The organism is Yoonia sp. SS1-5 (assembly GCF_038443705.2).
GTDB lineage: Bacteria > Pseudomonadota > Alphaproteobacteria > Rhodobacterales > Rhodobacteraceae > Yoonia > Yoonia rhodophyticola.
This window is the reverse complement of the sequence record NZ_CP151767.2, coordinates 3450627-3475981: the sequence shown is the minus strand read 5'-3', so window position 1 is coordinate 3475981 and position 25355 is coordinate 3450627. Positions and strand designations below refer to the sequence as shown.

Below are 25355 nucleotides of genomic sequence, written 5' to 3'. Positions count from 1 at the left end.
ATGATCTCGGCTGAGCCGCTCATTTATATCCTGATTTTTGTCGCCGTGCTGGCGCTTGTGCAGGGTGTCTATCTCGTCATCTTTGGCAAATCCATCAGCATGGATGGCAAAGTGAACCGCCGACTTGAGATGCTCGACAAGGGCGGTAGTCGCGAACAGGTTCTCGATCAGCTCCGCAAGGAGATGACCCACCATATGCGGTCGCAGAGCATTCCGATCTATTCGATGCTCGCCAATCGGGCGCAAAAGGCAAATATCGCCTTCACCCCGACGCAACTGGTCATGGTGATGGTCGGCGTCAGCATCGCCGCATTTGTTCTTTTAACCTTCGCGACCGAGGTTGGCTTGGCCGTTCGCGCCATCGTGGCCGTGCTTATGGGCGTTGGCGGCGTGTTCACCTGGGTGAATTCAAAAGCCAACAAGCGTATGAACCTGATCGGGGAACAGCTGCCTGACGCGGTTGAACTGATGGTCCGGTCCTTGCGTGTGGGTCACCCCTTCTCTTCTGCTGTGGCGATTGTTGCACGCGAAGTCCCCGATCCGCTTGGGACCGAAATGGGCATGATTTCGGATGAGGCGGCTTATGGCCGTGACATGGGCGAGACGCTCAAGGCAATGGCGGAACGTCTGGATATTCAGGATCTGCGCTTTCTGGCGGTGGCCGTGACCATTCAGCAAACCTCTGGTGGTAACCTTGCAGAGATCCTTGACGGTCTGGCAAAGGTTATTCGGGCGCGTTTCCGGCTGTTTCGCCGGGTCAACGCCATCACGGCCGAGGCGAAATGGTCAGGCAAACTGCTGTCAGGTTTTCCGATTATCGCCTTGATCGGCATTAACCTGGTCAAACCCGACTACTTTGATGAGGTCATGGAAAGCCCCTACTTCATCCCCGCATGTATTGTCGTGGCTGCCTTTCTGATCCTCAACCTGATCGTCATGCGCGCGCTCGTGAACATTAAGGTTTAGACATATGTCACTGGACGAAATTCAAGCACTGATCATCGAATATCTGGGCCCGTTTGGACCGCTCATGGTTGTCGGCCTGCTTGGGGTCTTTCTGATCCTGATCACCCTGCCCGTCCTCCTAAAGCGCGAGAAGGATCCACTTGATCGCCTCAAGGCGTCGGCGGGTCAGGCTCAGAAAACCACCGAAAAAAGCGAAAAGCTGCGCGATGCCAGCAGCAAGGACAAGTTGGAAAAATACTCCAACTTCCTCGAACCGCAGAACGCGGATGAGTATTCGGCCGCCAAGCTAAAGCTGATGCAGGCCGGTTATCGCGGCAAGAACAGCGTGCGGATCTTCCATTTCCTGCAATTCACGCTTGGGCTGTTCGGGCTGCTTTTGGGCGGTATTTATGCGATCTACAGCAGCACCCAGGGCGAGGTTGATACACAGCAGCTCGCCTTCATGGTGCTTATTCCGGGTGGTGCAGGATATTTCCTGCCCCGTTACTGGGTAACCCGCCGCCAGCAAGCCCGCCAGACCGCCATTCAAAACGGCTTCCCGGACAGTCTGGATATGATGCTTGTCTGCGTGGAGGCTGGTCAGTCTTTGGACCAGTCCATCATCCGCGTCGCGCGCGAGCTGAAAACCGGTTTCCCGGACCTTGCCGATGAATATGAAATCGTCAGCCAGGAAATGAAGGCAGGCAAGGACAAAAACGTCGTGTTGAAAGACATGGCAGACAGGGCTGCAACCCCGGATATTTCCAGCTTTGTGACCGTGTTGGTCCAGTCGCAGCAATTTGGTACGTCCATTGCTGATGCTTTGCGGGTCTATGCGTCAGAAATGCGCGACAAGCGCGTGATGCGCGCCGAAGAAGCTGCCAACAAGCTGCCGACAAAAATGACACTCGCCACCATGATGCTGACATTGCCACCCTTGATGGCGATCCTGATTGGGCCGTCAATCTATGCCATCGTCAAAAACCTCGGCGGTGGGGGCTAAGCGCCGGATGAAGCTTTGGGGGGGGATTGCCGTATTGGCGCTGCCATTGCTGGCGGCGTGTGACCAGGATGGTCTTAATCGGTCAAGTGACGGTGTTTTCGCACCCGGTGTTGCAGGGCAATCTGATATTGATGGCCTGATCGTCGGTCATCGGTTGATGGCTTCAAACGAATTCGAACTGGCGCTCAAGGCTTATACACGCGCAGCCGCGCAGCAGGGGCTGAATGTCGACACGCTCTCTGCCATTGGCTCGGCCAATTTGCGGCTTGGCCGGTTGGGACAGGCCGAAAAACTATTGCGGCGCGCGACCGAAGAAGACCCAAATTTCCCCCCCGCCTGGAACAATCTTGGGGTCATTCTGATGGAAAAGGGCGAAGTTTCCGAGGCGAGCGAGGTATTTCGCCGCGCATTTGCCGCAGATAACGGAAATTCCGACGAAATCCGTGACAACCTGCGCTTAGCACTCGCAAAAATGGCAAATCCGGGTGATAATGTGCTACAGGACAATCAGAACTATAATCTGATCCGACGGGGCCGCGGTGATTTCGTCCTCCTGTCGGCCTTATAGACAGAGAGCAGAAGAAGGACGCAGAAACATGCGCCACTCCATCCTAATGACCCTTTGTGCGGCAGCTATTGGCTTGGCCGCATGCGACGATTCCGGCGAAGCCGAAGTTGAACGGGCCCTCAAAGACCTCAATGTTGTTGATGAAACCAACCTCAACGATGTGATGCTGACAGTCGGTGACCCCGATGAGGCGGTAAAATATTTCGCCGGTGCAAATGCCAACGACCCGGGGCGTATTGACCTGCAACGCGGTCTGGCCAAATCGCTGGTGCGCGCCGGCCGCGCATCCGAGGCCGTTCCGGCCTGGCAGCAGGTCATCGAACACGAAAAATCCGAAAGCGTCGACCGGGTTGAACTGGCTGATGCCTATATTCGCACAAACCAGTGGGATCAGGCGGCGGCAACATTGAACACCGTTCCCCCCACCTTTGAGACATTCAAGCGCTACCGTCTCGAGGCGATGGTCGCCGACAGCAAACAGCAATGGCAAAAGTCGGACAGTTTTTATGAAACAGCCGTCGGCCTGACGACCCGCCCTGCATCGGTTTACAACAACTGGGGCTATTCCAAGCTGACACGCGGCGACTATAGCGGGGCAGAACGCCTGTTCTCGGACGCCTTGCGCTTTAATCCCAGCATGTTCACAGCCAAGAACAACATGGTTCTGGCCCGTGGCGCGCAGCGGCAATACACATTGCCCGTCGTGCAGATGACCCAGGTCGAGCGTGCCCAATTGCTGCATACGATGGCGCTGACGGCGATCAAGCAGAATGATCTGACCATCGGCAAGACGCTTTTGGCAGAGGCGATTGAAACGCATCCCCGGTTCTTTGAGGAAGCATCGCGCGCACTTGCGGCGCTTGAAAACAACGCGTCCAACTAGGCCATGGGACTGACAGCGCAGGCGGCGTGGTGGTTTCTACCCGCCGTCATTCCGATCGCAATCTATGTCTCATGGAGCGACATGAGCGCCATGAAGATCACCAACAAGGCCGTGATCGCCCTGATCATTGCCTATGCGATCCTTGGGCTTTTTGCGTTTCCGTTTCAGACCTACCTTTGGCAATGGACCCATCTGGCCGTTATGCTGGTCGTGGGCATCATGCTGAATGCCGGCGGCGTGATGGGGGCGGGCGACGCCAAATTTATTGCCGCGGCCTCGCCCATGATCATGATCGCAGATCTGCGCCTGATCATTGTCTTGCTGGCCGCTGCATTAATCGGGGCCTATGTGACCCACAGGCTGGCCATGCATTCTGCCCTGCGGCGGATGGTGCCCGAATGGGAAAGCTGGAAGACCGGCAAACGGTTTCCGATGGGCTTTCCGCTGAGCATGACACTGTTATTCTACCTGCTGATCGTCGCGACCTACCGGTAATCTGGGGAATAATGCCTTGGACAGGCTCGCCTTTGTTCACTATTTCGCCATAATAACTTGCGATCTTCACCGAAAGGGGTTGCCGCAGCGGCAATCATCAGGTCTTTCGAAACACGGGGCGGACAATCATGAATGTGCATAATTCAAGCGTAATGGCACCACCTGCCCCGCGAGGCATCGACGGCATGCTGCTGCCGCAGGCGATGATGCGTGATATCCTGATCAAGACGATGTTCCGCATGAACCTTGATCTTGTGTCAGAGTTGAGCCGCGCGGTCTGCCTGCCCATCCCGGTTACCCAAGAACTTGTCGATATGGCCCGCAGCCAATTGCTGCTTGAGGCGACCGGCACGCTGAACGCCAACAACGGCAACGAGATGGGTTATCAGCTGACCGATGCCGGGCGCGCCCGTGCGTTGGACGCATTAAGCCAGTCTGAATATTACGGCGCCATGCCCGTGCCACTGGATATCTATCGCGAGCAAATCAAACGCCAGTCGATCCGCAACATCCAGATCACCCGCGATCAATTGGCCACAGCGATGGGGCATCTGATTCTGCCGCCAGATCTGCTGTCCAATCTTGGCCCTGCGGTTGGCGCTGGCCGGTCAATCCTGATGTATGGCCCACCGGGTAACGGTAAGTCGTCGATTTCGAACGGGATCCGCGACGCCTTGGGTGACAAGATCTATGTCCCCCGTGCGATTGAATATTCCGGTCAGGTCATCACGGTCTATGACCCGATTGTACACAGCGCCGCAGAGGATGATGTTGACGATCCCAATAGTCTGCGCCGGACATCCGGCCGCTTCGACACACGTTATGTACGATGCGAGCGACCGACCGTCATCACCGGTGGTGAATTGTCACTGTCGATGCTGGATCTTGTTTATAACCCAACAGCGCGGACTTATCAGGCGCCGCTGCAGCTGAAATCAACCGGCGGGATCTTCATCGTGGACGACCTTGGCCGTCAGGCTGAACCGCCGCAAACACTGGTCAACCGCTGGATTGTTCCGCTGGAAGAGAACAAGGATATTCTGGCGCTGCAATCGGGTGAAAAATTCGAAGTTCCCTTCGACACGCTTGTGATCTTCTCGACCAACTTCCACCCAAACGCGATCTTCGACAAAGCGGCGCTGCGTCGTATTTTCTACAAGATCAAGATCGACGGACCTGATCAGGAAGACTTCCTGAAAATCTTTGCCATGGTTGCGCGCAAACGGCAGATGCCGTTGGATGAGGACACGTTGGTCCATTTGCTGAACGTGCGCTATCCCGAGATTGACAATGTCTATGCGAACTATCAGCCGATCTTCCTGATCGACCAGATGATCTCTATCTGCGAATTTGAAGGTATCCCCTATCAAATGTCGCCAGACCTGATTGATCGCGCCTGGGCAAACATGTTCGTCAAGGAAGAAGAGATCGTCAGATAATAGACAGCCTGCCGGCCACCGAATGGTGGCCGCGTATCAGGCTGATATTTTCTTGAGGTGCGGCATGCTGACGATGCGTGCCGGAACCCCACCAACAACCGCACCCGCAGGCACGTCGCGCACAACAACGGCATTCGCCCCGATCACCGCATCATCGCCAACCTTGATCGCACCGATAATCACAGCCCCTGCGCCGACCTGGACGCGGTCGCCAATCACTGGTCGCGCCTCTTTCTGATCCAGATTAGCAATCCCGAAGGTGGTGTTCTGCCGGATTACCACATCATCGCCTATCGACGTCGCCACCAGAATCATGCCGCCGAAATGGTCCAGCCGCACCCGGCGGCCCACACGGACAGTATAAGGCAGGTTGATGCCACCCATCCATTCGGTCAGTTTCGCCATCATCCGGTAGGTGATGCTGAATGGAATCCGGACGGCCCGGGTCTTGATCCCCATGCGCCAGTTCCCAAACCTGTGCCAGAACAGGGCCCAAAAACCCTGCGCAAAGAAATCGCGATCATTGGTCTGGAAATCCTCGCGCACGAGGTCCCAAAATCCGATGTCATCCGGGTTGCAGTTCAACGTCCCGTCATTGAGTGTGAATATATGGGCCTGCGTCATCGTTGTATCAGTCATAACCTCGGGCCTTTAATCCCAACAAAGGGCGAATTGCCATCGCCCAGAAATCGCCGAAAAAGCGCAGCGGCGCTGACGGTTGCCGCCCTCTTATCCGCGCGATGATGTGATTACACATGGCACCCGCAACCATCAGCCCGGCGGTTGCCAGGGCATAGGCGCGACCATGCGTCTTGCGAAAATAGTATTGCCAGGACCAGTACCAGTAACTGGGTTTCCGGCGGCGTTCGGGCGCGCTGCTGGATACTTTCGTCGCGGCGCCTTCTTCATGTTCAACTTCGGCCTCGGCCAGAAACCAAATCTCGTGCCCGGCATCCTTGATACGGCGCATCAGATCGACTTCCTCATAGTAAAGGAAAAAGGCCGGATCAAAGCCACCAACGGCCTGCAGAACGTCAAACCGGATCATCACCGCAGCACCTGCCACCCAATCCACCGCCTGGGTGGCACTATCGGCAGGAATGGTGACCGACTTGTTGCGCAACAACCGGTCAACAGGGCCAAACGAGATCGCCCCCGAAAACTCATTGACCAGATTTGGAAAACGGAAGGCAGCCACCCGCGCCCCGATTCCGGGCTTTGTGATCCGCGCACCAACTGCAGCAACTTTAGGTTGCTTTTGCAGAAAGGTCGCCATCCGTTCAAGTGCATTATTCCGAAGCCGGGCATCCGGGTTCAGCAAAAAGACAAAGTCGGGCTTGGAAACTTGCGCAGCAAGCTTGTCCAACACAAGATTATTGCCGCGACCAAAACCGTGATTTTCCTTTTCAGGGTATATCGTTACGCGATCGCTTTGCAGATCGGCCAACTGCGCGGCATCCCCTTGGGGGGAGGCATTGTCGACAACATGGATATCAACGGAAATTTCACCATGGTCGCGGGACAGCACGCTTTCAACCGCTGCCCGGGTCAGCGCGGCGGTGCCGTAATTTACCACAATGACTGAAACGCGCATACCCAATACCACAACCCTAAGTTTATTTATCTGCTCTATTTTTACTAAAGATGCAAGACCCTTGACGGCGGTCGATAGAGCTTCATTGTGGAAAAAATGCGTCAACTGCCTAACATTTTTGCGCAATGGTTCAATGCACGCCATTGGTCGATCCATCCGCATCAGCAAGCGATGCTGGATCAGGCGGATTCGCCCGCACTTTTGCTGATTGCCCCGACCGGTGGTGGGAAAACACTGGCCGGGTTTCTTCCGACACTTGCAGAATTAACCGACACACCGCGGGACGGTCTGCACACGCTCTATGTGTCCCCGCTCAAGGCGCTTGCGGCGGATATCAAACGCAACCTTCGTATTCCGGTCGCAGAAATGGATTTGCCGATCCGGATCGAGGATCGCACAGGCGACACCTCTTACACACAAAAACGCAGGCAGCGCGCCGATCCACCGCATATCCTGCTGACAACACCTGAATCCCTGGCGCTATTGCTAAGCTACGAGGATGCGCCACGGATGTTTGCAGGCCTGCAAAGGATCATCGTCGACGAGATCCACGCATTATCCGAAAGCAAGCGTGGGGATCAGTTGATGCTGTCGCTCAGCCGTCTTCAGGATCTTGCGCCTGATCTGCGCCGCGTCGGTCTGTCAGCAACGGTTGAAGCACCACAAGCCATCGCTGACGAACTGGCCTGTCATCCGGCACAATGCCAGATTATTCACGCTGATCCCGGACCGGACCCGGATATCGCTATGCTGACCACCACGGAAAAACCGCCCTGGACAGGTGGCGGTGCCGCATATGCGATCCCGGCGGTTCTGGAACAGGTCAAACAACACAAAACAACGCTGATCTTCCACAATACTCGCGCCCAGGCCGAGATTTTCTTTCACAATCTGTGGCTGGCCAATACCGATGATCTGCCAATTGGCATCCATCACGGGTCGCTTGACCGTGCACAGCGCGAAAAGGTCGAAGCGGCCATGGTCGCAGGTCAGCTGCGCGCAATTGTGTGCACCGGCAGCCTTGATCTGGGGATTGATTGGGGCGATGTCGATCTGGTTGTGCAGGTAGGCGCGCCCAAAAACGTCAAGCGGCTGGTGCAGCGCATCGGTCGGGCCAATCACCGCTATAACGCCCCGTCCAAGGCGCTGGTCGTGCCGGCGAACCGCTTTGAGGTTGTCGAATGTGTCGCAGCACTAGACGCCGTGCGCGACCACGATCTTGATGGCGACCCCAAAGGGCCGGGGCCACGCGATGTTCTGTGCCAGCATATCCTGATCGCCGCATGCAGCGGTCCGTTTGATGCCGACCTGCTTTATCAACAAATCCTGACTGTCGGCGCGTACCGCAGCCTGACAAGGGCGGCATTTGATGACTGCCTCGATTTTTGCGCAACGGGTGGGTACGCGCTCCGGGCTTATGACAAGTGGAAGCGCCTGCTTCAGACAGCGGACGGAAAATGGCAATTGCGCGACCCGCGCGCAGCACAGCGGATCCGCATGAATATTGGCACCATTCAGGACACCGACACATTGAAGGTGCGCATGAAGGGTAATTTCAAACCGTTGGGCGAGATCGAGGAAGCCTTTGCCGCAACCCTGACGCCAGGCGATACGTTTTTGATTGGCGGTCAGGTTGTCCGGTATGAAGGCCTGCGCGAAATGACGGTCGAGGTCAGCCGACGCGCCGACAAGACCCCCAAAATCGCAACCTTCATGGGAACAAAATTCGCCAATTCCACTCAATTGTCCCAACGCATCCTGCGCATGTTTCAGCAGGCCGATTGGTCTGAACTGCCCTCTCACACCGCCGAATGGCTGGACTTGCAGCGACAGGTTTCCAAACTGCCAGAGACCAACCGCATTCTGGTGGAAAGCTTCCCCCATGAGGGGCGGCATCATATCTGCGTCTACGGCTTTGCCGGGCGCAATGCGATGCAGACCCTTGGCATGCTGCTGACCCAGCGCATGGAAGAACTGGGCCTTGATCCGCTGGGATTTGTGGCAACGGATTATGCCACGCTGATCTGGGGGCTGGAACCTGTCACAAACCCCGCCCCCCTGTTCCGCCCGCCGGACCTGCGCGCCGGGTTTGAAACCTGGTTGTCGGGAAATGCGGTGATGAAACGCACCTTCCGGGGTGCGGCAACCATCGCTGGGCTGATCGAGCGGAACCTGCCGCAAGCCCGCAAATCGGGCAGGCAAGCGACGTTCTCGTCCGACATCCTTTATGACACCTTGTCCAAATACGACCCCGATCACCTGATGCTGCAGATCACCCGGGAAGAGGCCATGCGCGGCCTCGTCGACTTTGGCCGGATCGAGGAAATGCTGGCGCGCACCGCGGGTCAGATTGACCATCTGATCCTTGATCGCGTGACGCCCCTGTCCCTGCCGATGTTTCTTGAACGCGGCCGGATCGCCGTCGCCGGCGCGGGCCAGGACCGGATCATGGAGGATGAAGCCACCCGTCTGATGGCGGATGCTGGTGTCGCGTCGCTTTAGGACTTGCACGCTTTGCCATTTCCCGCGAAGAACATAGCATGAACGGGTATCGCTTCACATTTTGTGACGTCGCCTGCCTGGCGTTGCCGTCGGGCGGACTATACCTGCCCGCATATCGCGTCTTGTGCGTGTCAGACCTGCATCTGGGCAAATCAGATCGTATCGCCCGCCGCAGCGGAATCATGCTGCCACCCTACGAGGTGCATCAAACGTTGCAAAAACTGGAAGCCGATATCGCAGCGACAACGCCTGACACGGTAATTTGCCTCGGCGACAGTTTCGACGATATGCAGGCAGCCGACAGCATGGATGAACAGACCTCTCTTTGGCTGGCGGGCATGCAGGCGGGGCGTGACTGGATCTGGATCGAGGGCAATCACGATCCCGGACCTCTCGCAATTGGTGGAACGCACCGGGCTGAATACCATATCGGCGGACTGGCTTTCCGCCATATCGCCACCCCCGCCCCCGCGGAGGTCTCGGGTCACTACCACCCCAAGCACCGGTTGGCGGGGCGCAGCAGGCCCGCATTTCTGCTGGATGCGACGCGGCTGATCCTTCCGGCCTATGGCGCGTATACGGGCGGGTTGGATTGCAATAATCCAGCCCTCAGATGCCTTTTTGGCGACCGCCTCATCGCCGTTCTAACCGGGAACAAGGCTATTGCCACGCCGGTTACAAAAACCCCTCAGCCCGCACCTTTTCGCGGTAGGTCTTACTGATCGGCACCTTGGCGCCCGTATGCAGCATCAGATAGTCGCGGTTCTTCTCGCGCTTGCCGCTTGCGACAAAGGCAAGTGCCACCCAATGCGAACGATGGGTGAAAAATCCGGCTGTCTCGTCCATCTCTGCCACCGCGTCAGCAAGACGCATCAACAGGCGGTGACTGCTGCCATCAGCCAGATGAACTTCGACATAATGATCATCAACCGTCAGGCGCACCACCGGCGACCGCACCGCGTCCGGCAACCGGGAATACAATCGGGGCCGGTCACCAATCCTGTTGTCTGCCAACAAATAGACCAACGTCCCCACCGTCGCGGCCACAGCCAACACGTGTAGAAAGACAAATACCAGATTGCCAAATGTCGGAAAGTCCGGGTCGAACAGACCACTGAACAACCAGACCGCAGGCGAAAACGTCACCGAGAATAGCAGTGTACTGCAACTCTGCCACCAGATCGGGCCATGGCGGGTCATCCAACGGTCTGACACGATCTTCGCAAGGCGGACAAAGACATTTGATCCGACGACAATCGGAACCCAATAGGCCAGGCGCAAGGGCAGCGACAATGCCTCAAAGGTGCCAAACGGGCCGATAAAAGCGAGAAGCCCACCAAGCCCAAATAGAAACCACCACTTCGGCTCCGATCCCAGTGACGGCAGTGCCCGCGACAAAAACTTGTTCATATTTAAAACGTCAAACCCATATTGCCGGACAATCAACCCGTGATTGTCGAAAGCCTGACGTTAAAACACCCTAACGCGCTTAAGCGGTCAACCCCTCAGGTTCACTCAATGCATTCGCCCGGCAACAGGCAGTGACTGTATTTGCTAATAAACAAGCGATTGTCATCGGCCCAACGCCACCGGGAACGGGCGTTATCGCGCCGGCGACAGCGGCACAGCTGTCATAGTCGCAATCCCCGACAAGGCGGGTACCCCCTTCCGGCTTATCAATCCGGTTGATGCCCACATCAATCACCGTCGCGCCGGGCTTGATCCAGTCACCGGTCACCATTTGAGGGCGTCCGACCGCTGCGACAACGATATCCGCCTGACGGGTCACGGCCGGCAGGTCAACCGTGCGCGAGTGCGCGATTGTGACGGTGCAGCTATCGCCAAGCAGCAGTTGCGCCATCGGCTTGCCGACGATGTTCGAGCGGCCGATAACCACCGCGCTTTTGCCCGACAGATCGCCCAGATGATCACGCAGCATCATCAAAGACCCCAATGGGGTACAGGGGACCATGCTTTTCTGGCCCGTCCCCAGCAAACCCACATTTGAGATGTGAAACCCGTCAACGTCCTTTGCGGGCGCGATACTGTTGATGACCAAATCACTGTCCAGATGGGCAGGTAGCGGCAGCTGGACCAGAATACCATGCACCTCAGGGGCGTTGTTGAGTTGATCAATCAGCGTCAGCAAGGCGTCTTCCGACGTATCAGCAGGCAACTTATGCTCAAAAGATGCCATGCCGACCTCGACGGTCATCTTGCCCTTCGATCTGACATAAACTTGGCTCGCCGGGTCCTCACCGACAAGAACAACCGCAAGGCCCGGCGTCAGGCCATGATCGGCCTTCAGCCGGGTTACATGTTCGCCGACCTTCGCACGCACCTTGGCGGCAAAGGCTTTCCCATCAATCACTGTCGCTGTCATATCTGTACTTTCACTTTGCGGGAGGGTGGGTGGGGCGGCGTCCCGGTTTTCACCGGGACCAGCGGCACCCGACCCGATATTAGAACAGGCCTTCGATCTGGCCTTCAGCGTTCAACATGATGGCCTCGGCGGAAGGTACCCGCGGCAAGCCGGGCATCGTCATGATCTCACCGCAGATCGCCACAACAAATCCGGCACCCGCGCTCAAGCGGACTTCGCGCACAGGCACGGCATGCCCTGTCGGCGCACCGCGCAAAGATGGATCCGTCGAAAAGCTATATTGGGTCTTGGCCATGCAAACAGGCAGGTTGCCATATCCCTGCTCCTCCCAAGCACGCAATTGATCGCGGATCTTGGTGTCAGCGATTACCTCATCCGCACGGTAGATCCGCTTCGCAATCGTTTCGATCTTGGCAAACAAGCCCATATCATCCGCATAGAGCGGCGAGAAATTTGCCTGATCCGCATCTGCGATCTCGGCCACACGGGTCGCAAGTTCCTTTGTCCCCTCTGACCCCAGAGCCCAATGCCTGCATAGAATTGCCTCGGATCCCTGGGTCTCGACGAATGCCTTGACCGCGGCCACTTCTGCATCCGTGTCGGTGACAAAGTGGTTGATCGCCACAACAACGGGTACGCCGAAGCCTTTTACATTCTCGATATGACGGCCAAGATTGGCGCAACCGGCATTCACGGCATCCACGTTCTCGGCGCCAAGATCAGCCTTGGCCACACCGCCATTCATTTTCATGGCGCGCACAGTGGCCACCACAACCACGCAAGACGGAGCAATACCGGCCTTGCGGCATTTGATATTCATGAATTTCTCGGCACCAAGATCGGCACCAAAGCCTGCTTCGGTCACAACATAATCCGCCAGCTTCAGCGCGGTGGTGGTTGCCGTAACAGAGTTGCAACCATGCGCGATATTGGCAAACGGACCGCCATGCACAAAGGCGGGGTTATTCTCGAGGGTCTGCACAAGGTTCGGCTGCATCGCGTCTTTCAGCAACACGGTCATGGCCCCATCCGCCTTGATATCACGGCAATAAACAGGGGACCGATCACGGCGATATGCCACGATGATATCACCCAGACGCCGCTGCAGATCATCAAGATTGCGGGCAAGGCAAAGAATAGCCATGACCTCGGAGGCAACGGTGATGTCAAACCCGGCCTCTCGGGGGAAACCATTGGCAACACCGCCCAGGCTGGTTGTGATCTGGCGCAAGGCACGGTCATTCATGTCCAGAACACGGCGCCAGACAACACGGCGGATATCAATCTCCAACGCGTTGCCCCAATAGATATGGTTGTCGATCATCGCTGATAGCAGGTTATGCGCGGATGTGATCGCGTGGAAATCCCCGGTAAAATGAAGGTTCATATCTTCCATCGGGACGACCTGGGCATAGCCACCACCTGCGGCCCCGCCCTTCATCCCGAAACAGGGCCCAAGCGAGGCTTCGCGAATACAGATCGCGGCCTTCTTGCCGATGGCGTTCAGACCGTCACCCAGACCAACCGTCGTTGTTGTCTTGCCTTCACCGGCAGGTGTCGGATTAATCGCGGTGACCAGGATCAGCTTGCCATCGGCCCGGTCCTGCACGCTGTCGATCAGCCTTTGGCTGACCTTGGCCTTGTCGTGGCCGTAGGGCAGCAAGTCATCGCTATCAATACCCAGCTTGGCGCCAATTTCCTGAATGGGGCGCTTTGATGCAGCGCGCGCAATCTCAATATCCGACTTGTATTCCATGATCTTTTCCCTGTGCCCGGCTGCAAAAAGCCGCATGTCGTCCATCTTGCTTCTAGCCCTCGGCTATCACGAGATGCGCATGAATTGCGACATTTTCAGCCTCGGAATCGTCGGTGAGCCGCAAAAGCCGTTTCTGATCAGAAACCTATGGCCGCCATGCACGTTGATCCGGCACATGCAGCCTGACCGTATCGCCCAGTGCCACGCGTCCCTCACGCTCGACCCAGGCCGTGACGCCACGCTTGTCTTTGGCAGCCGCCTTGAATTTGGCACCAGCGCCGGGCGCATCTTCGTCAATCACTGCAGCCGGCAAATGGCAGGGGCGGTTTTCCATATCAACAACAATGGCCGATCCGTCAGGAAACTGCAGGCGGGACGATGGCGGCAGATGCGTGAAATCCGGTATCCCGGAAATAACCATGGATGCCCCGATATGGCCGGGATCAAATGCATCAAGCCCGCATGCTGCCGCCACCTCGGCCAGTTCCTCGGCCGAGACGACGGATAACTGGCGCACATTCCGGATCAGGGTGCCTTTGGGATATTGGCTGCGCACGCGGACACATGACGGACGGGTCAGCCCGCCATGCGCCTCGCCATCTATCCCAGCAAAGGTCAGATCGACAGCGTCCAAGGGCTCCGAGCGCAAAGACGTGTCGCGATCAGGGACAAACCCTATCCAGGTCAGCGTGCCGGTGATGTCCGTCGGTGCGAGGGCAGGCATAGCAATCTCCAGTTCGTTATGCGTTCTGGCTATCGCGCCAGCATCCTGCTGACAAATCATCAATTGTGATTATCTGCTTCAGTGATGGCTATGGGCTGTAGAGATGAAAAATCCAGCAGCATGCTGCGGGGTTTGCATTAACCGGCACCGATTGTAGCGGTGGCCATGGATCGCCTCGTTCGCGGCTGATCCAAATGAAAACGCCGCCCCTAGGGCGGCGTTTGCTATATTCAGGTTGACGGTTCCGGTTCCATCCCGCCGTCAGACGCCCGCGGCTTCTTGGGCTTGGTCTTGGGAATTGCGGTGATCGACGGTGTGCCGCCGGACGGTGGTGTATCATCCGCATCATCGCCCACATGCGGCGGCTCGCCCGCCATCACGCGCTTGATCTCGTCACCGGTCAGCGTCTCATATTCCAACAGGCCCTGCGCCAGACGCTCGAACTCTTCATTCTTCTCCAGAATGATCTCGCGCGCCTTGTCATAGCCGCGCTGGATAAAGCTGCGCACCTCTTCTTCGATCAGTTCCTTTGTGCTGGCAGATACTGACAGCCCGGCCGTATTGCCCTGATAGCCTTCATGCGCCTCGGCGTAGTCAATATTACCAACCTTGTCGGACATGCCCCAGCGCAACACCATGGCGCGCGCCAGTTGACTGGCCTGCTGGATATCACCAGCCGGGCCATTGCTGACCTGATCTTCACCGTATTTGATAATCTCGGCCGCTTTGCCGGCCATCGTCATCGCCAGTCGCTGATGGCATTCATCCTTGAACATGTTCAGGCGATCCATCTCCGGCAGGCTCATCACCATGCCAAGCGCGCCGCCGCGCGGAATAATCGTCGCTTTGTAGACGGGGTCACATTTCGGCAGGCTGATGCCCACAATCGCATGGCCGGCCTCGTGATAGGCGGTCATTTCCTTTTGCTCGGCCGTCATCACCATGGATCGGCGTTCCGCGCCCATCATGACCTTGTCCTTGGCGCTTTCAAAATCAATCATGGTCACAAACCGGCGCCCAACGCGGGCCGCCATCAGCGCCGCCTCGTTTACAAGATTGGCCAGATCAGCACCCGAGAAACCGGGCGAGCCACGTGCGATGATCCGCAGATCAACATCGGGGCCAAGCGGGATTTTCCGGGCATGCACGCCCAGAATTTTCTCGCGCCCTTTGATATCGGGGTTCGGCACAGTGACCTGACGGTCAAAACGACCCGGGCGCAGCAAGGCCGGGTCAAGCACATCACGCCGGTTGGTGGCCGCCACGATGATCACGCCTTCATTGGCCTCGAAGCCATCCATCTCCACCAAAAGCTGGTTCAGTGTCTGTTCGCGTTCGTCATTACCGCCGCCATAGCCCGCGCCACGGGACCGGCCAACCGCGTCAATCTCGTCGATAAACACGATGCAGGGTGCGTTTTTCTTGGCCTGTTCGAACATGTCGCGCACACGTGAGGCGCCAACGCCGACAAACATTTCCACGAAATCAGAACCGGAAATCGTAAAGAACGGCACGCCAGCCTCGCCCGCAATCGCACGCGCCAGAAGCGTTTTACCCGTTCCCGGCGGGCCAACAAGCAGCGCCCCTTTCGGGATTTTGCCGCCGAGACGCGAGAATTTCTGCGGGTTGCGCAGGAATTCAACGATTTCTTCGAGCTCTTCCTTGGCCTCGTCAATGCCGGCCACATCATCAAACGTGACACGTCCATGTTTTTCGGTCAGCAGTTTCGCGCGCGACTTGCCAAAGCCCATCGCACCGCCTTTGCCGCCACCTTGCATCCGGTTCATGAAGTAAATCCAGACGCCTATCAAAAGCAGGAAGGGAAGAATGCTTAGCAGGAAGGACTGAAAGAAGGATGTCTCTTGGCTGCGGGCCTCGACCGGGACATCGGCCGCGATCAAAAGATCAGTGATTTCAGCATCTTCAGGCTTGATCGTCGAATAGGCACGGCCACCTTCGGCATAGCGGACGTTCTCGCCGTCAATAACAACCTCGGTGACACGCCCACCTTCGACTGCTTCGACAAATTCGGAGTAGCTTTTCGGCTCTCCACCGGCTGTGCCCGGCTGGCTGCTGAACAGGTTGAATAGCGCCAGAACCATCAAAAACAGGACGATCCAGAATACGACGTTGCGCGCGTTGCCCAAGGGAAGCTCCTTTGAAATCGGGACTTGAGCAAGACAGAGTCGGGCTCAAAGCATTTGCCCTAAAATAGTGGCAAAAGCTTAATCTTCAATGCGCAAACGCGTGTTCGTGAAAATCCGCGACAATCTGCGCTGTCCAGCCGTTCCCAAACCCCGCCAAAGGGGCAGAAACAAGCTCTTTTCCGCGCCACACGGAAGGGGACGCCAAAAGCGATTGGCGTGGATGGCCAGAATGCCGCCAATCGGGGCATTGCCCGATACCCTTGTCCAACGCCCGATACGACAGATCGGGGGCAACAGGCCCTTGCAGGAACCAGCGCCCATCCCATGTCACGCCGCTGATGTCATCAATCAAAGCGGCGTACCGATGCGCGGCCTGTGTCGCCGACACCTCGCGGGTCATACGCATGCCACCACTTTCCGGCGACAGGATGCATCCGGCAAATGTGGCCGTCCGCCCTGCCCGAACCGTCATAACGGCCTGCAACATGGGATCAAAGCGGGGTTTGTAGTCCTTGCCGTTCATCCATCGCAGGGCTGCGGCCATCACGCGACGCGGCGCATCTTCGGTATCCAGCGCCATCGCCGCCCGCGCAAACAGAAGATCACCTGCGTCTTGCCGGACATGCATCCTGGCAAATTCAACCGCGGCCCGTTGCAGCGAGCCATGCGCGGCCTGCATATGATCTGCGGTCTGCAAAAGCCGCTTGCGGGTCAGGCCCAACGCCTCCAACTGTGCAAACATCTGCCGTGCACGGACCCTGTCAAAGCGCGGATCATCATTGCTGGGGTCATCACACCAGCTGATTTTTTGCGTGGTCAACCACGCGCGTAAATCGGCCCGACTGACATCCAGCAGCGGCCTGTATATATCCAGCCCGTCGCGCGCATTGTGACGTGCCATGCCGGTCAAACCGTCAATGCCGGACCCTCGGGCGAGGCGCATCAACAGCGTCTCAAGCTGGTCATCTTCGGTATGCCCCAGAAAAACCGCGTCAATGCTGGCGCCAAGGCTCCATTTGACGATGGTGGCCCAACGGCCAGCACGGGCAGCGGCCTGCAGGTTGCCGGTCTTGTCCCAGTGCCAATCAAGAACGGCGTGCGGCAGACCCAATTCCTTGGCCTGCGCGCTGACAAGGGCAATTTCGGCCGCCGCGTTGGGGCGCAGGTTGTGATTGACCGTTACCACAAACAGATTCTCGGGGCGCAAAAGGCGGGCGGCCAAATGCATCAGCGCAATGGAATCGCCGCCGCCGGACACGGCCAAACCAATGCGTTTGCTTTTCAGGTCAATGGATGCGGCATCTATTGCCGCAACAAAACGTTTTGCGATGTCAGGCTTGCGCGGGTCTATTGGCATCCCAGCGATTGCATCGTCTGCTGCGCGTCGGTCACGGTTGGGTTGCCGGGGAAGCGCACATTGACCTCGGCCAGGGTCAGGCAGGCATCCTGTGTCTGACCAATCACGCCCAAAGATGATCCCAGCTTGAACAGGGCATCTGGCGCCTTGGGGCCGGTCGGATCAGCGGAAAACGCAGCCAGATAGGCCCGCGCGGCCTCGGTTGTGTCACCCAGCGCTTCCAGCGCCTCACCACGCAGATATTCGGCCTGGGCGGTCAGCGGGCTGCCGGGGTAGGTCGTGCCAAAGGCCGCAAGCTGGTCAGCGGCGCTGCGAAAGTCACCGGCTGCGAGCGCCTCCTGCGCCCGCTCGATATCGTTTTGCTCGCCCACCGCGACAGATGGGCCGCCGGTTGTGGGCGCGGGCTGCGGTGCCACGACACCGCCGCTGTTTTCTGCACCGCCAAGGCTGGGCGTGTCGCCAAGCTGGCCGATATCGCAATTGGCTTCCAACTCGCACAGCCGGAATTCAAGATCGCCGATCCGGTTGGTGCCATCAACAGTGATCCTGTTGATCCGGAACTCCAGCTCTTCGGATTTGGAGGTCAGGCGCTGCAACTCTGCCTCGATCGCGTTGAGGCGATCAAGCGGGGTATTGCCGGCGACACCGGCATTCAAGCCACCCGTTGTCGACAATTCCCGTTTGAGTTTCTGGACATCCACATAAAGCACCGTCAATTGCTGACGAATGTCAGCCAGGGTTTCCTCTTGCTGCGCAAAGCCTGAAACGGGCGTCAGAAAGAGGGCAAAAGCAAATGCGATACGGCTTAGCATGGATGTCCCTTCTGTTTGATCAGCTTGTAACAGCCGAGAATGAAAGGACCGTAACCGCGCGGCGGTTCTTTGCATAGCATGCTTCTTGCGAGCAGACCTCGATTGGGCGTTCCTTGCCATAGCTGGTCACTTCCAACCGGCTTGCAGGCACGCTGCGCGATACCAGATATTCGCGCACCGCATTTGCACGGCGGAAACCAAGCGCAAGGTTGTATTCGCGTGTGCCCTGCTCGTCGGCATGGCCTTCGATCACGGCACGGTAGTCGGCATTTGTCAGCAGCCACTGGGCCTGACCGTCAAGAATGCTTTTGCCTTCGGGCGTCAAAGTTGACGTATCAACGGCAAACAGAACGCGGTCACCAATCGTCTGGTTAAAGAAAAGCGGGCTGGACGGATCGCTGGCCGAACCGGCAACCCCGGCGCCAACACCTGTGCCGGTCCCTGCCCCATTCGCACCATCGGCGCCACCCGCCCCACCGAACCTGTCAGGGTTCGTGCAGGCCGCCGTCGCAAGCGCCAGAACAACCACCGTTGCGCGTGTCATCATTTTCATCGGATTAATCCTGTTTTTACTGCTCGTTTTTTATCAGCATAGCATGGGTTGCGGCGTAAGGGAATCTTATGGTTGCAATGGGCCCCATGACGGGTCCGAGGCACCACCTTGCAGCGGAACAGCCTTGAGGTTGCGCCCAGAGATATCGACGGAATACATCGCGCTGGTCCCGCCTGCCCCTTGGGTTTCGCGGCTAAACATGATCACCCGCCCGTTGGGCGCCCAGGTTGGCCCCTCATCAAGGAACGACGATGTCAGCAGACGCTCTTCGGACCCGTCTGTGCGCATCACCCCGATATGGAACCGGCCCGCATTCTGTTTGGTAAAGGCGACCAGATCGCCGCGTGGCGACCAGACAGGTGTTCCATAGCGGCCCTCACCAAAGGAAATGCGGCGCGGCTCGCCGCCATTGGCCGACATGATATAAAGTTGCTGGGTGCCCGATCGGTCGCTTTCGAAAACGATCTGATCACCGCCGGGTGACAGGCTGGGCGCCGTCTCGATGGATGGGGCCTGTGTCAGCCGCACGTGCTGACCGGTGGCCAGATCGGTGCGATAGATATCAGTGTTACCGCCATTGGACAGGCTGTAGATGACCTGCCGCCCATCGCGGGAAAAGCGCGGGCTAAAGGCCATCTCGCCCGGGGCGGTTGCCAATTGCTGGCGCCCCACATTGGCGACATTCAACACATTGATCCGGGGAAAGCCGGACTCAAAACTGGTATACAGGACCCGATCGCCATTTGGTGAAAAACGGGGGGCTAGCACAATGGTGCTGCTATCGGTCAGAAATTGCACATTGGCGCCATCATAATCCATGATCGCCAGCCGTTTCTGCCGGTTATCCTTGGGGCCCGCCTCGGACACAAAGACAACGCGGCTGTCAAAATATCCACCCTCGCCAGTAATCCGGGAATAGGCGGCATCCGCGACCTTGTGCGCCATCCGGCGCCAGCCATCAACGGTGCCCACCAGTTGCTGGCCCTCGCCCAATTCGGTGCCTGCAAACACATCATAGAGGCGGAATTTGACAACCAGTTGATTGCCACTGACCGTCACGGCACCGGTAATCAGACCTTGCGCATTCACAGCCCGCCAATCGGGAAAGGCAATCGGCTGGGTGAAAGAGGCGACCTGCGAGATAAACGCATTTGCAGGGATTTCCCGGAACAATCCGGTGCCGGTCAGATCCTGCGCAACAAGGCGCGAGATATCCGCGGCAACCTGTGCGGCGGCTGCGTTTTCAGCCTGAAAACCGGGGACGGCAATCGGAAGCGGCTCGATCACCCCGTCGGTGATCGTCAACCGCAATGGTCCGTTTTGCGCCATGGCCGGGATGGCCATGGACCAGCCCAAAGCAATCGCAGTGATGAGTGTTAAAAATCGTTTCATTGCCTTCGCCTCACTCCGCACGTTCCGAACCTGTCGAAACGGTGCTTTTCTATCCTTTGTCAGCACAAGGTGAAACCTTGCGCACGGTTCTGCGCGCTTGTTTGCCTAGCGCAATCGCATCCCGCTTGGGTCAAACGTAATCACCACGTCCTTCCATTGGTCGTACTTGTCCGCTGGCAACTGGTAGCCGCCCGACTGGCAGCGCAGGATCGCCCGGCGCGCAGCCTCGAACGCGACATTGGTTGCGGCCTGATCACCGTCAGAGGCCAGAAGACGCACCTGATTGCCCTCGACATTCCCAGCGGGATCAAGGCTGAAACCAACCTCGACCGTCACCCGGGCTGCAACCGATCCAGGGTCGACATTCCAGCAGCGGTTCACCGCGATACGGAATGCCTCGCGTTCGGAACCGGTCATTGGCGGGCCGGGTTGCGCCGCAAGGGCCGCCGCAACTGCTTCATCGACATCCGAGCCCTCGGTCGGCGGGGGCGCGGGCGTTTCGCTGGCCGTTTGCGTAGCCTCGGGTGGTTCCGCGACCGGGGTTTCGACCGGCGGCGCAGGGCGCGACGGGCGGGCGGATGGGCGCATGGATGTCGTCACCGCACCAGATGGTTCTTCATCCGCAATCACGATCCGGTCTGTTGCGGCCTCGGGCGCGGTTGCGTCGGTGGGGTCATCAACAACAACCTCGGCGGGTTCATCGGACCGGTCAGCCTGCTGCTGGACGACGTCATCAACCCGCGTGTCCGGTGGCGGCGGCGCAACTGGCGTGGGCGCCACCACATCTGACGGGCGCGGTGTCGGGCGATCACTGACTTGCAGATCCGGGGCGGATGGGGGGGGCGCCGGTGGTGTCGGATCCGTAGGGGCAGCATCAGTGACCTGCGTCTCAGGTGCCGGTGGCGGGGGAGCAGGCGGGGGCGCTTCATCGCTTGGGGGATCGACCGGTGTTGGCGGCGGGGGCACAGGTGCGGGTGTTTCATCCGCAGGTGCGGGTGGCGGGGTTTCGTTGACCTCTGGCTGCACGGGGGCATCTGGCGGTGCATCGCTTGGCAAAGGGGTCCGCGCCGCCGATGTCAGGTTTTCAAATTCTTCGCTGCTGACCGTGGTGACTGAAATGGTTTCAAATTCCAGCGGGTCAGCACTTAACCCCCAGCCCAGCAAAAGCCAGCCAATCAGGCCCACATGGCCGACAGCAGAGATATAGGTACCGGGGGTCTGCATGGGCTAGCCGTCCGACCCGTCCGTGGCGATATCAGTGACAAGACCGATATTGGTAAATCCGGCCTCGTTCAGCAGGCCCATGATCTGGGCCACGCGGTTCCACTGGTTGGCACCATCCGCGCGCAGGTAGATCCGGTCGCTGTCTCGTTCGGCGGCGATTGCGGTCAGTTTCGGCACCAGTTCCGCAAGCAGGGTTTCCGTCTCTTGGATGGACACGGCACCTTCGGCAGTGATCGTCACCGTCAGGGGTTCTTCGTCATCGGTGGGCAGGGCCGTCGCGGCCGTCTGCGGCAGTTCAACCGGCACACCGACGGTCAGCAACGGGGCGGCAACCATGAAGATGATCAACAAAACCAGCATTACATCCACAAATGGCGTGACATTGATCTCGGACATCGGCTGGGTCCGAGAGGCACGGCGTCTGCGGCGCCGACCCCCGTCTCCGCCAGATTTTACAACATTGGCACCCATCTTATTTATCGTCCAGTTGGCGGCTCAGGATCGTTGCGAACTCGTCTGCAAAGGCCTCATAGCCGCTGACAATCCGATCACTATCGGCCGACAGCTTGTTATAGAATATCACCGCCGGAATAGCGGCAAGCAGGCCAAGACCGGTAGCCAGCAACGCCTCGGCAATGCCGGGGGCCACGACGGCAAGGTTCGTATTCTGCGCCTCGGCAATTTCGATAAAGGCATTCATGATGCCCCAGACCGTGCCGAACAGACCGACAAACGGGGCGGTCGACCCAACCGTGGCCAGCACCGGCAGGCCCTTTTGCAGACGGGCTGCCTCTTTCGCAATCGCGACATCCATAGACCGGTCGATGCGGGCGGTCGCGCCGGCGATCAACCCGCCATCCTGCCTGTGCGAGCGGCGCCATTCCAGCATGCCCGCCACGAATATCTTTTGCGATGGCCCCTCGGGATCCGAGCCGATCTTGTCAAACAACCCGTCCAGCGGCTCGCCTGACCAGAAAGAGCGATCGAATATATCCGCCTCGGCCCGGGCCTTGCGATATTGGATGATCTTGTCGATGATCACCGCCCAGCACCAAACGGATGCGGCGATCAGCATGATCATGACCAGTTTTACGGTAATCGTCGCGCGCGCAAATAGCGCCCACATGGTGAAGTCGGTTGCTGCTTCCATTATGCCTGCTCTGCCTGTTGGCCCATTTGGGCTCTGATTTGTTGGCAGGTTAGCGCATGTACAGGCGGAAATCCAATCAATCCCGCATTCCGGCAGGAAACAGTGACCGGCTAGTGTATCGAACGGCGGATCGCCGCCGGCAGCCGGGCCACAGCACCCGAAGCATTCATGCAGATGACGGTGACAAGCGCTGTGAACAATGTCAGGTCGCCACGCTTGACCTCTTGGCGGAAAATCAGGCGGACACCGGTATTTTCTGACATGGTGCTTTCGACAACCAGTTCGTCATCGTAATGCGCCGGGGCGATATAATCCGCCTCAACCCGGCGGACCGCAAAGACAAAGCCATCGCGCTTCATCTCAACCTGGTCAATCCCAAGCTCGCGCACCCATTCGCTTCGGGCGCGTTCAATAAATTTCAGATAGTTGGCGTAGTAGACAATGCCAGCAAGGTCAGTGTCTTCGTAATAAACGCGGATCGGAAAACGGTGTGTCATGGCACGATCATGCCACCATGATAACCTGAACAACAGGCTAAGACGGACGCGGAATGGGTTGTTTCCAGACCAGTGAACCGGCTGATCCCGGTATCATTACGATCCGCGTGCATGTCATTCTCGGGCGATGCTTCAAACCCACCCGGAAACCACCCCTCCGCAACCATCCCTGCCAACGCCACACGGCTACCACGCCTGGCCGGGACAAAGGCGTCCGGATCATCCATGGCGGATCATCCCCAACCGCGCAGCCAGGCGCAACGCATGGCTGGCGTCCTGTGCGGCTGCCGGCATGACCGGATCGTAGGCAGCGCGGACAACGTCGGCAACCTCGGGGCGCAACACGGCATTGCCGTCAATCAGGGCAAGGGGCGGCTGGGCATCAAATGCGGTATCCGACCACAAAAGGATCGACTGCACTGCCTGGCTCAACGCCAACGTGTCAGCAGCAACTGCGGCCATATGTTCATCCATCCGCAGAAACACAAAACATGCCCGGATGGCACCAGCCTCATCAAAGCGAAAAATGCGGTATTGATTGGCGTCAGCAGCCTTCAATTTCCGAACCAGCGGGATCAGATCAGGGACAAGCGCATCCAGATGCGGGACCTCAGGCAATTCGTCCCAGTCCTGACAGAAGAAAATCATCAGGTTGGCGCCCAACTCGGGGTCAGTTTCAGCCATCTGATGGTTGGCAAGGGTCACAACCGCCTCGATCGCGCCTTTGAAAACAGCAAGCGAGGCCTCATCCACCCCAAAAACCACAGGTACAATCGGGCGCCCCCATCGCGCGAACACATATGCCCCATCCGCCCGGGTAAATAATGGTGCGACATCATCTATCATCTTGCCAAAAATACTCCCGCCGGAGGCATGATCAAATTTCGTGAAATTTGATCACCCTAGCCAAACAAATCCGTCTGTGATTTCGGGGCGTTCAGCCCAAGATGGGCCCAGGCCGCCTGCGCCAGCATCCGGCCACGGGGGGTTCGCTGGATCAATCCCTTTTGCAGCAAATAGGGCTCGATCACATCTTCGAGTGAATCGCGGCTTTCCGACAAGGCGGCCGACATCGTCTCAACCCCGACCGGGCCACCGCCATAACTTTCCGCGATCAAACGCAGATAGCGGCGGTCGGCATTATCCAATCCCAGATGGTCCACACCCAACCGGGTCAGGGCGCGGTCGGCAATCGCCTGCGTGACTGTCCCGTCCCCCTCGACAATCGCAAAATCCACAACCCGGCGCAGTAGGCGACCTGCGATCCGTGGGGTCCCGCGCGCGCGCTTGGCAATCTCGGCGGCCCCATCATCAGACGCAGGCGCGCCCATCAGACGGGCGCCGCGTGTGACGATCTGATGCAGTTCTGCATCGGTGTAGAATTCCAACCGGGTGGGAATGCCAAAGCGATCCCGCAACGGGGTTGTCAGCAGGCCCATGCGGGTTGTGGCACCAACCAAAGTAAAGGGCTGCAATTCGATCCGGACCGTGCGGGCAGCGGGGCCTTCGCCAATCACCAGATCCAGTTCAAAATCCTCAAGGGCTGGGTAAAGGACCTCTTCCACAGCCGGATTGAGCCTGTGAATCTCGTCGATGAACAACACGTCGCGGGCTTCCAGATTGGTCAGGATCGCAGCGAGATCGCCGGCTTTGGCCAGCACCGGGCCAGAGGTCATGCGAAAATTCACCCCAAGCTCGCGGGCCATGATCTGGGCAAGTGTCGTCTTGCCCAATCCCGGGGGGCCGTGAAACAGGGCATGATCCATCGCCTCACCACGGCGGCGGGCACTCTCGATGAACACCTTCAGATTTGCACGCGCATCACGCTGCCCGATAAATTCATCCAGGGTCTGCGGGCGCAAGGCGCGGTCCGCATCCTCGGGCTGTGGATCGGGGCGCAAGGTTGGGTCGGGCTGGGTCATCCGTTCCCC

At 58.2% G+C, this 25355-nt stretch carries 26 protein-coding genes; 8 read left to right on the top strand and 18 right to left on the bottom strand.

Annotation, left to right across the window (positions count from 1 at the left end):
• The 6 genes from AABB31_RS18515 to AABB31_RS18490 all read left to right on the top strand — a co-directional run bounded on the left by AABB31_RS18515 (position 1) and on the right by AABB31_RS18490 (position 5333).
• Positions 1-966 (top strand): type II secretion system F family protein, encoded by a 966-nt coding sequence (locus AABB31_RS18515; RefSeq protein ID WP_342076737.1) that lies wholly within the window; start codon positions 1-3, stop codon positions 964-966.
• A 4-nt stretch (positions 967-970) separates the two neighbouring features.
• Complete coding sequence (locus tag AABB31_RS18510) at positions 971-1948, top strand: type II secretion system F family protein (protein ID WP_342076738.1); 978 nt, start codon at positions 971-973, stop codon at positions 1946-1948.
• 7 nt (positions 1949-1955) lie between these two features.
• A complete protein-coding gene (locus AABB31_RS18505) occupies positions 1956-2516 on the top strand; it encodes a tetratricopeptide repeat protein (protein ID WP_373635129.1) in 561 nt (186 codons plus the stop codon).
• A gap of 28 nt (positions 2517-2544) precedes the next feature.
• Positions 2545-3399 carry a tetratricopeptide repeat protein gene (locus AABB31_RS18500; protein WP_373635128.1) on the top strand — a complete coding sequence of 285 codons (855 nt, stop codon included), beginning with the start codon at positions 2545-2547 and terminating at the stop codon, positions 3397-3399.
• Between the two features lie 3 nt (positions 3400-3402).
• Entirely contained in the window at positions 3403-3894 is a 492-nt protein-coding gene (locus AABB31_RS18495) for a prepilin peptidase (RefSeq protein ID WP_342076739.1), read from the top strand.
• A 128-nt stretch (positions 3895-4022) separates the two neighbouring features.
• Positions 4023-5333: an ATPase gene (locus AABB31_RS18490; protein ID WP_342076740.1), complete on the top strand. Its 1311-nt coding sequence runs from the start codon at positions 4023-4025 to the stop codon at positions 5331-5333.
• 36 nt (positions 5334-5369) lie between these two features.
• On the opposite strand, the gene AABB31_RS18485 is transcribed toward AABB31_RS18490, so the two are convergent.
• Both AABB31_RS18485 and AABB31_RS18480 read right to left on the bottom strand, forming a co-directional pair.
• The gene (locus AABB31_RS18485; protein ID WP_342076741.1) at positions 5370-5972 is read right to left on the bottom strand and encodes a hypothetical protein; all 603 of its coding nucleotides are present in this window, start codon (positions 5970-5972) and stop codon (positions 5370-5372) included.
• Entirely contained in the window at positions 5965-6927 is a 963-nt protein-coding gene (locus tag AABB31_RS18480) for a glycosyltransferase family 2 protein (protein WP_342076742.1), read from the bottom strand. Before AABB31_RS18480 ends, AABB31_RS18485 begins: the two co-directional genes overlap by 8 nt.
• 96 nt (positions 6928-7023) lie before the next feature.
• Between AABB31_RS18480 and AABB31_RS18475 the strand changes: the two genes are divergently transcribed.
• Positions 7024-9429, top strand: a complete 2406-nt coding sequence (locus tag AABB31_RS18475; RefSeq protein ID WP_373635127.1) for a ligase-associated DNA damage response DEXH box helicase — start codon at positions 7024-7026, stop codon at positions 9427-9429.
• A gap of 38 nt (positions 9430-9467) precedes the next feature.
• Positions 9468-10151 carry a ligase-associated DNA damage response endonuclease PdeM gene (gene pdeM / locus AABB31_RS18470; RefSeq protein WP_373635126.1) on the top strand — a complete coding sequence of 228 codons (684 nt, stop codon included), beginning with the start codon at positions 9468-9470 and terminating at the stop codon, positions 10149-10151.
• Here pdeM and AABB31_RS18465 read toward each other — a convergent pair.
• From AABB31_RS18465 to ruvB, 16 genes are all read right to left on the bottom strand, one after another.
• Positions 10105-10839: a LytTR family DNA-binding domain-containing protein gene (locus AABB31_RS18465; RefSeq protein ID WP_342076743.1), complete on the bottom strand. Its 735-nt coding sequence runs from the start codon at positions 10837-10839 to the stop codon at positions 10105-10107. The genes pdeM and AABB31_RS18465 overlap by 47 nt on opposite strands.
• Before the next feature lie 79 nt (positions 10840-10918).
• A complete protein-coding gene (gene folD / locus AABB31_RS18460) occupies positions 10919-11812 on the bottom strand; it encodes a bifunctional methylenetetrahydrofolate dehydrogenase/methenyltetrahydrofolate cyclohydrolase FolD (protein WP_342076744.1) in 894 nt (297 codons plus the stop codon).
• Between the two features lie 79 nt (positions 11813-11891).
• Positions 11892-13568 carry a formate--tetrahydrofolate ligase gene (locus AABB31_RS18455; RefSeq protein ID WP_342076745.1) on the bottom strand — a complete coding sequence of 559 codons (1677 nt, stop codon included), beginning with the start codon at positions 13566-13568 and terminating at the stop codon, positions 11892-11894.
• Between the two features lie 145 nt (positions 13569-13713).
• Positions 13714-14292, bottom strand: coding sequence for an MOSC domain-containing protein (locus tag AABB31_RS18450; protein ID WP_342076746.1), 579 nt, complete (start codon positions 14290-14292; stop codon positions 13714-13716).
• A 230-nt stretch (positions 14293-14522) separates the two neighbouring features.
• Positions 14523-16439, bottom strand: coding sequence for an ATP-dependent zinc metalloprotease FtsH (gene ftsH, locus AABB31_RS18445; RefSeq protein ID WP_342076747.1), 1917 nt, complete (start codon positions 16437-16439; stop codon positions 14523-14525).
• 85 nt (positions 16440-16524) lie between these two features.
• Positions 16525-17796 carry a tRNA lysidine(34) synthetase TilS gene (tilS, locus tag AABB31_RS18440; protein WP_342076748.1) on the bottom strand — a complete coding sequence of 424 codons (1272 nt, stop codon included), beginning with the start codon at positions 17794-17796 and terminating at the stop codon, positions 16525-16527.
• Positions 17787-18608 carry a tol-pal system protein YbgF gene (gene ybgF / locus AABB31_RS18435; protein ID WP_342076749.1) on the bottom strand — a complete coding sequence of 274 codons (822 nt, stop codon included), beginning with the start codon at positions 18606-18608 and terminating at the stop codon, positions 17787-17789. Before ybgF ends, tilS begins: the two co-directional genes overlap by 10 nt.
• A 19-nt stretch (positions 18609-18627) precedes the next feature.
• Positions 18628-19161, bottom strand: a complete 534-nt coding sequence (gene pal / locus AABB31_RS18430; RefSeq protein WP_342076750.1) for a peptidoglycan-associated lipoprotein Pal — start codon at positions 19159-19161, stop codon at positions 18628-18630.
• A gap of 66 nt (positions 19162-19227) precedes the next feature.
• Positions 19228-20553, bottom strand: coding sequence for a Tol-Pal system beta propeller repeat protein TolB (tolB, locus tag AABB31_RS18425; protein WP_342076751.1), 1326 nt, complete (start codon positions 20551-20553; stop codon positions 19228-19230).
• 105 nt (positions 20554-20658) lie between these two features.
• Positions 20659-21777, bottom strand: coding sequence for an energy transducer TonB (locus AABB31_RS18420; RefSeq protein ID WP_373635123.1), 1119 nt, complete (start codon positions 21775-21777; stop codon positions 20659-20661).
• 3 nt (positions 21778-21780) lie between these two features.
• Positions 21781-22248 carry a protein TolR gene (gene tolR, locus AABB31_RS18415; protein WP_342076754.1) on the bottom strand — a complete coding sequence of 156 codons (468 nt, stop codon included), beginning with the start codon at positions 22246-22248 and terminating at the stop codon, positions 21781-21783.
• A gap of 1 nt (position 22249) precedes the next feature.
• A complete protein-coding gene (gene tolQ, locus AABB31_RS18410) occupies positions 22250-22927 on the bottom strand; it encodes a protein TolQ (protein WP_342076755.1) in 678 nt (225 codons plus the stop codon).
• Between the two features lie 110 nt (positions 22928-23037).
• On the bottom strand, positions 23038-23424 hold the full coding sequence (gene ybgC, locus AABB31_RS18405) for a tol-pal system-associated acyl-CoA thioesterase (protein WP_342076756.1): 387 nt from the start codon (positions 23422-23424) through the stop codon (positions 23038-23040).
• Complete coding sequence (locus AABB31_RS18400) at positions 23421-23651, bottom strand: hypothetical protein (protein WP_342076757.1); 231 nt, start codon at positions 23649-23651, stop codon at positions 23421-23423. Before AABB31_RS18400 ends, ybgC begins: the two co-directional genes overlap by 4 nt.
• Positions 23644-24270: a hypothetical protein gene (locus AABB31_RS18395; RefSeq protein WP_342076758.1), complete on the bottom strand. Its 627-nt coding sequence runs from the start codon at positions 24268-24270 to the stop codon at positions 23644-23646. The genes AABB31_RS18400 and AABB31_RS18395 overlap by 8 nt, the downstream gene beginning before the upstream one ends.
• Before the next feature lie 56 nt (positions 24271-24326).
• Complete coding sequence (gene ruvB, locus AABB31_RS18390; protein ID WP_373635122.1) at positions 24327-25346, bottom strand: Holliday junction branch migration DNA helicase RuvB; 1020 nt, start codon at positions 25344-25346, stop codon at positions 24327-24329.
• Between the last annotated feature and the right edge of the window lie 9 nt (positions 25347-25355).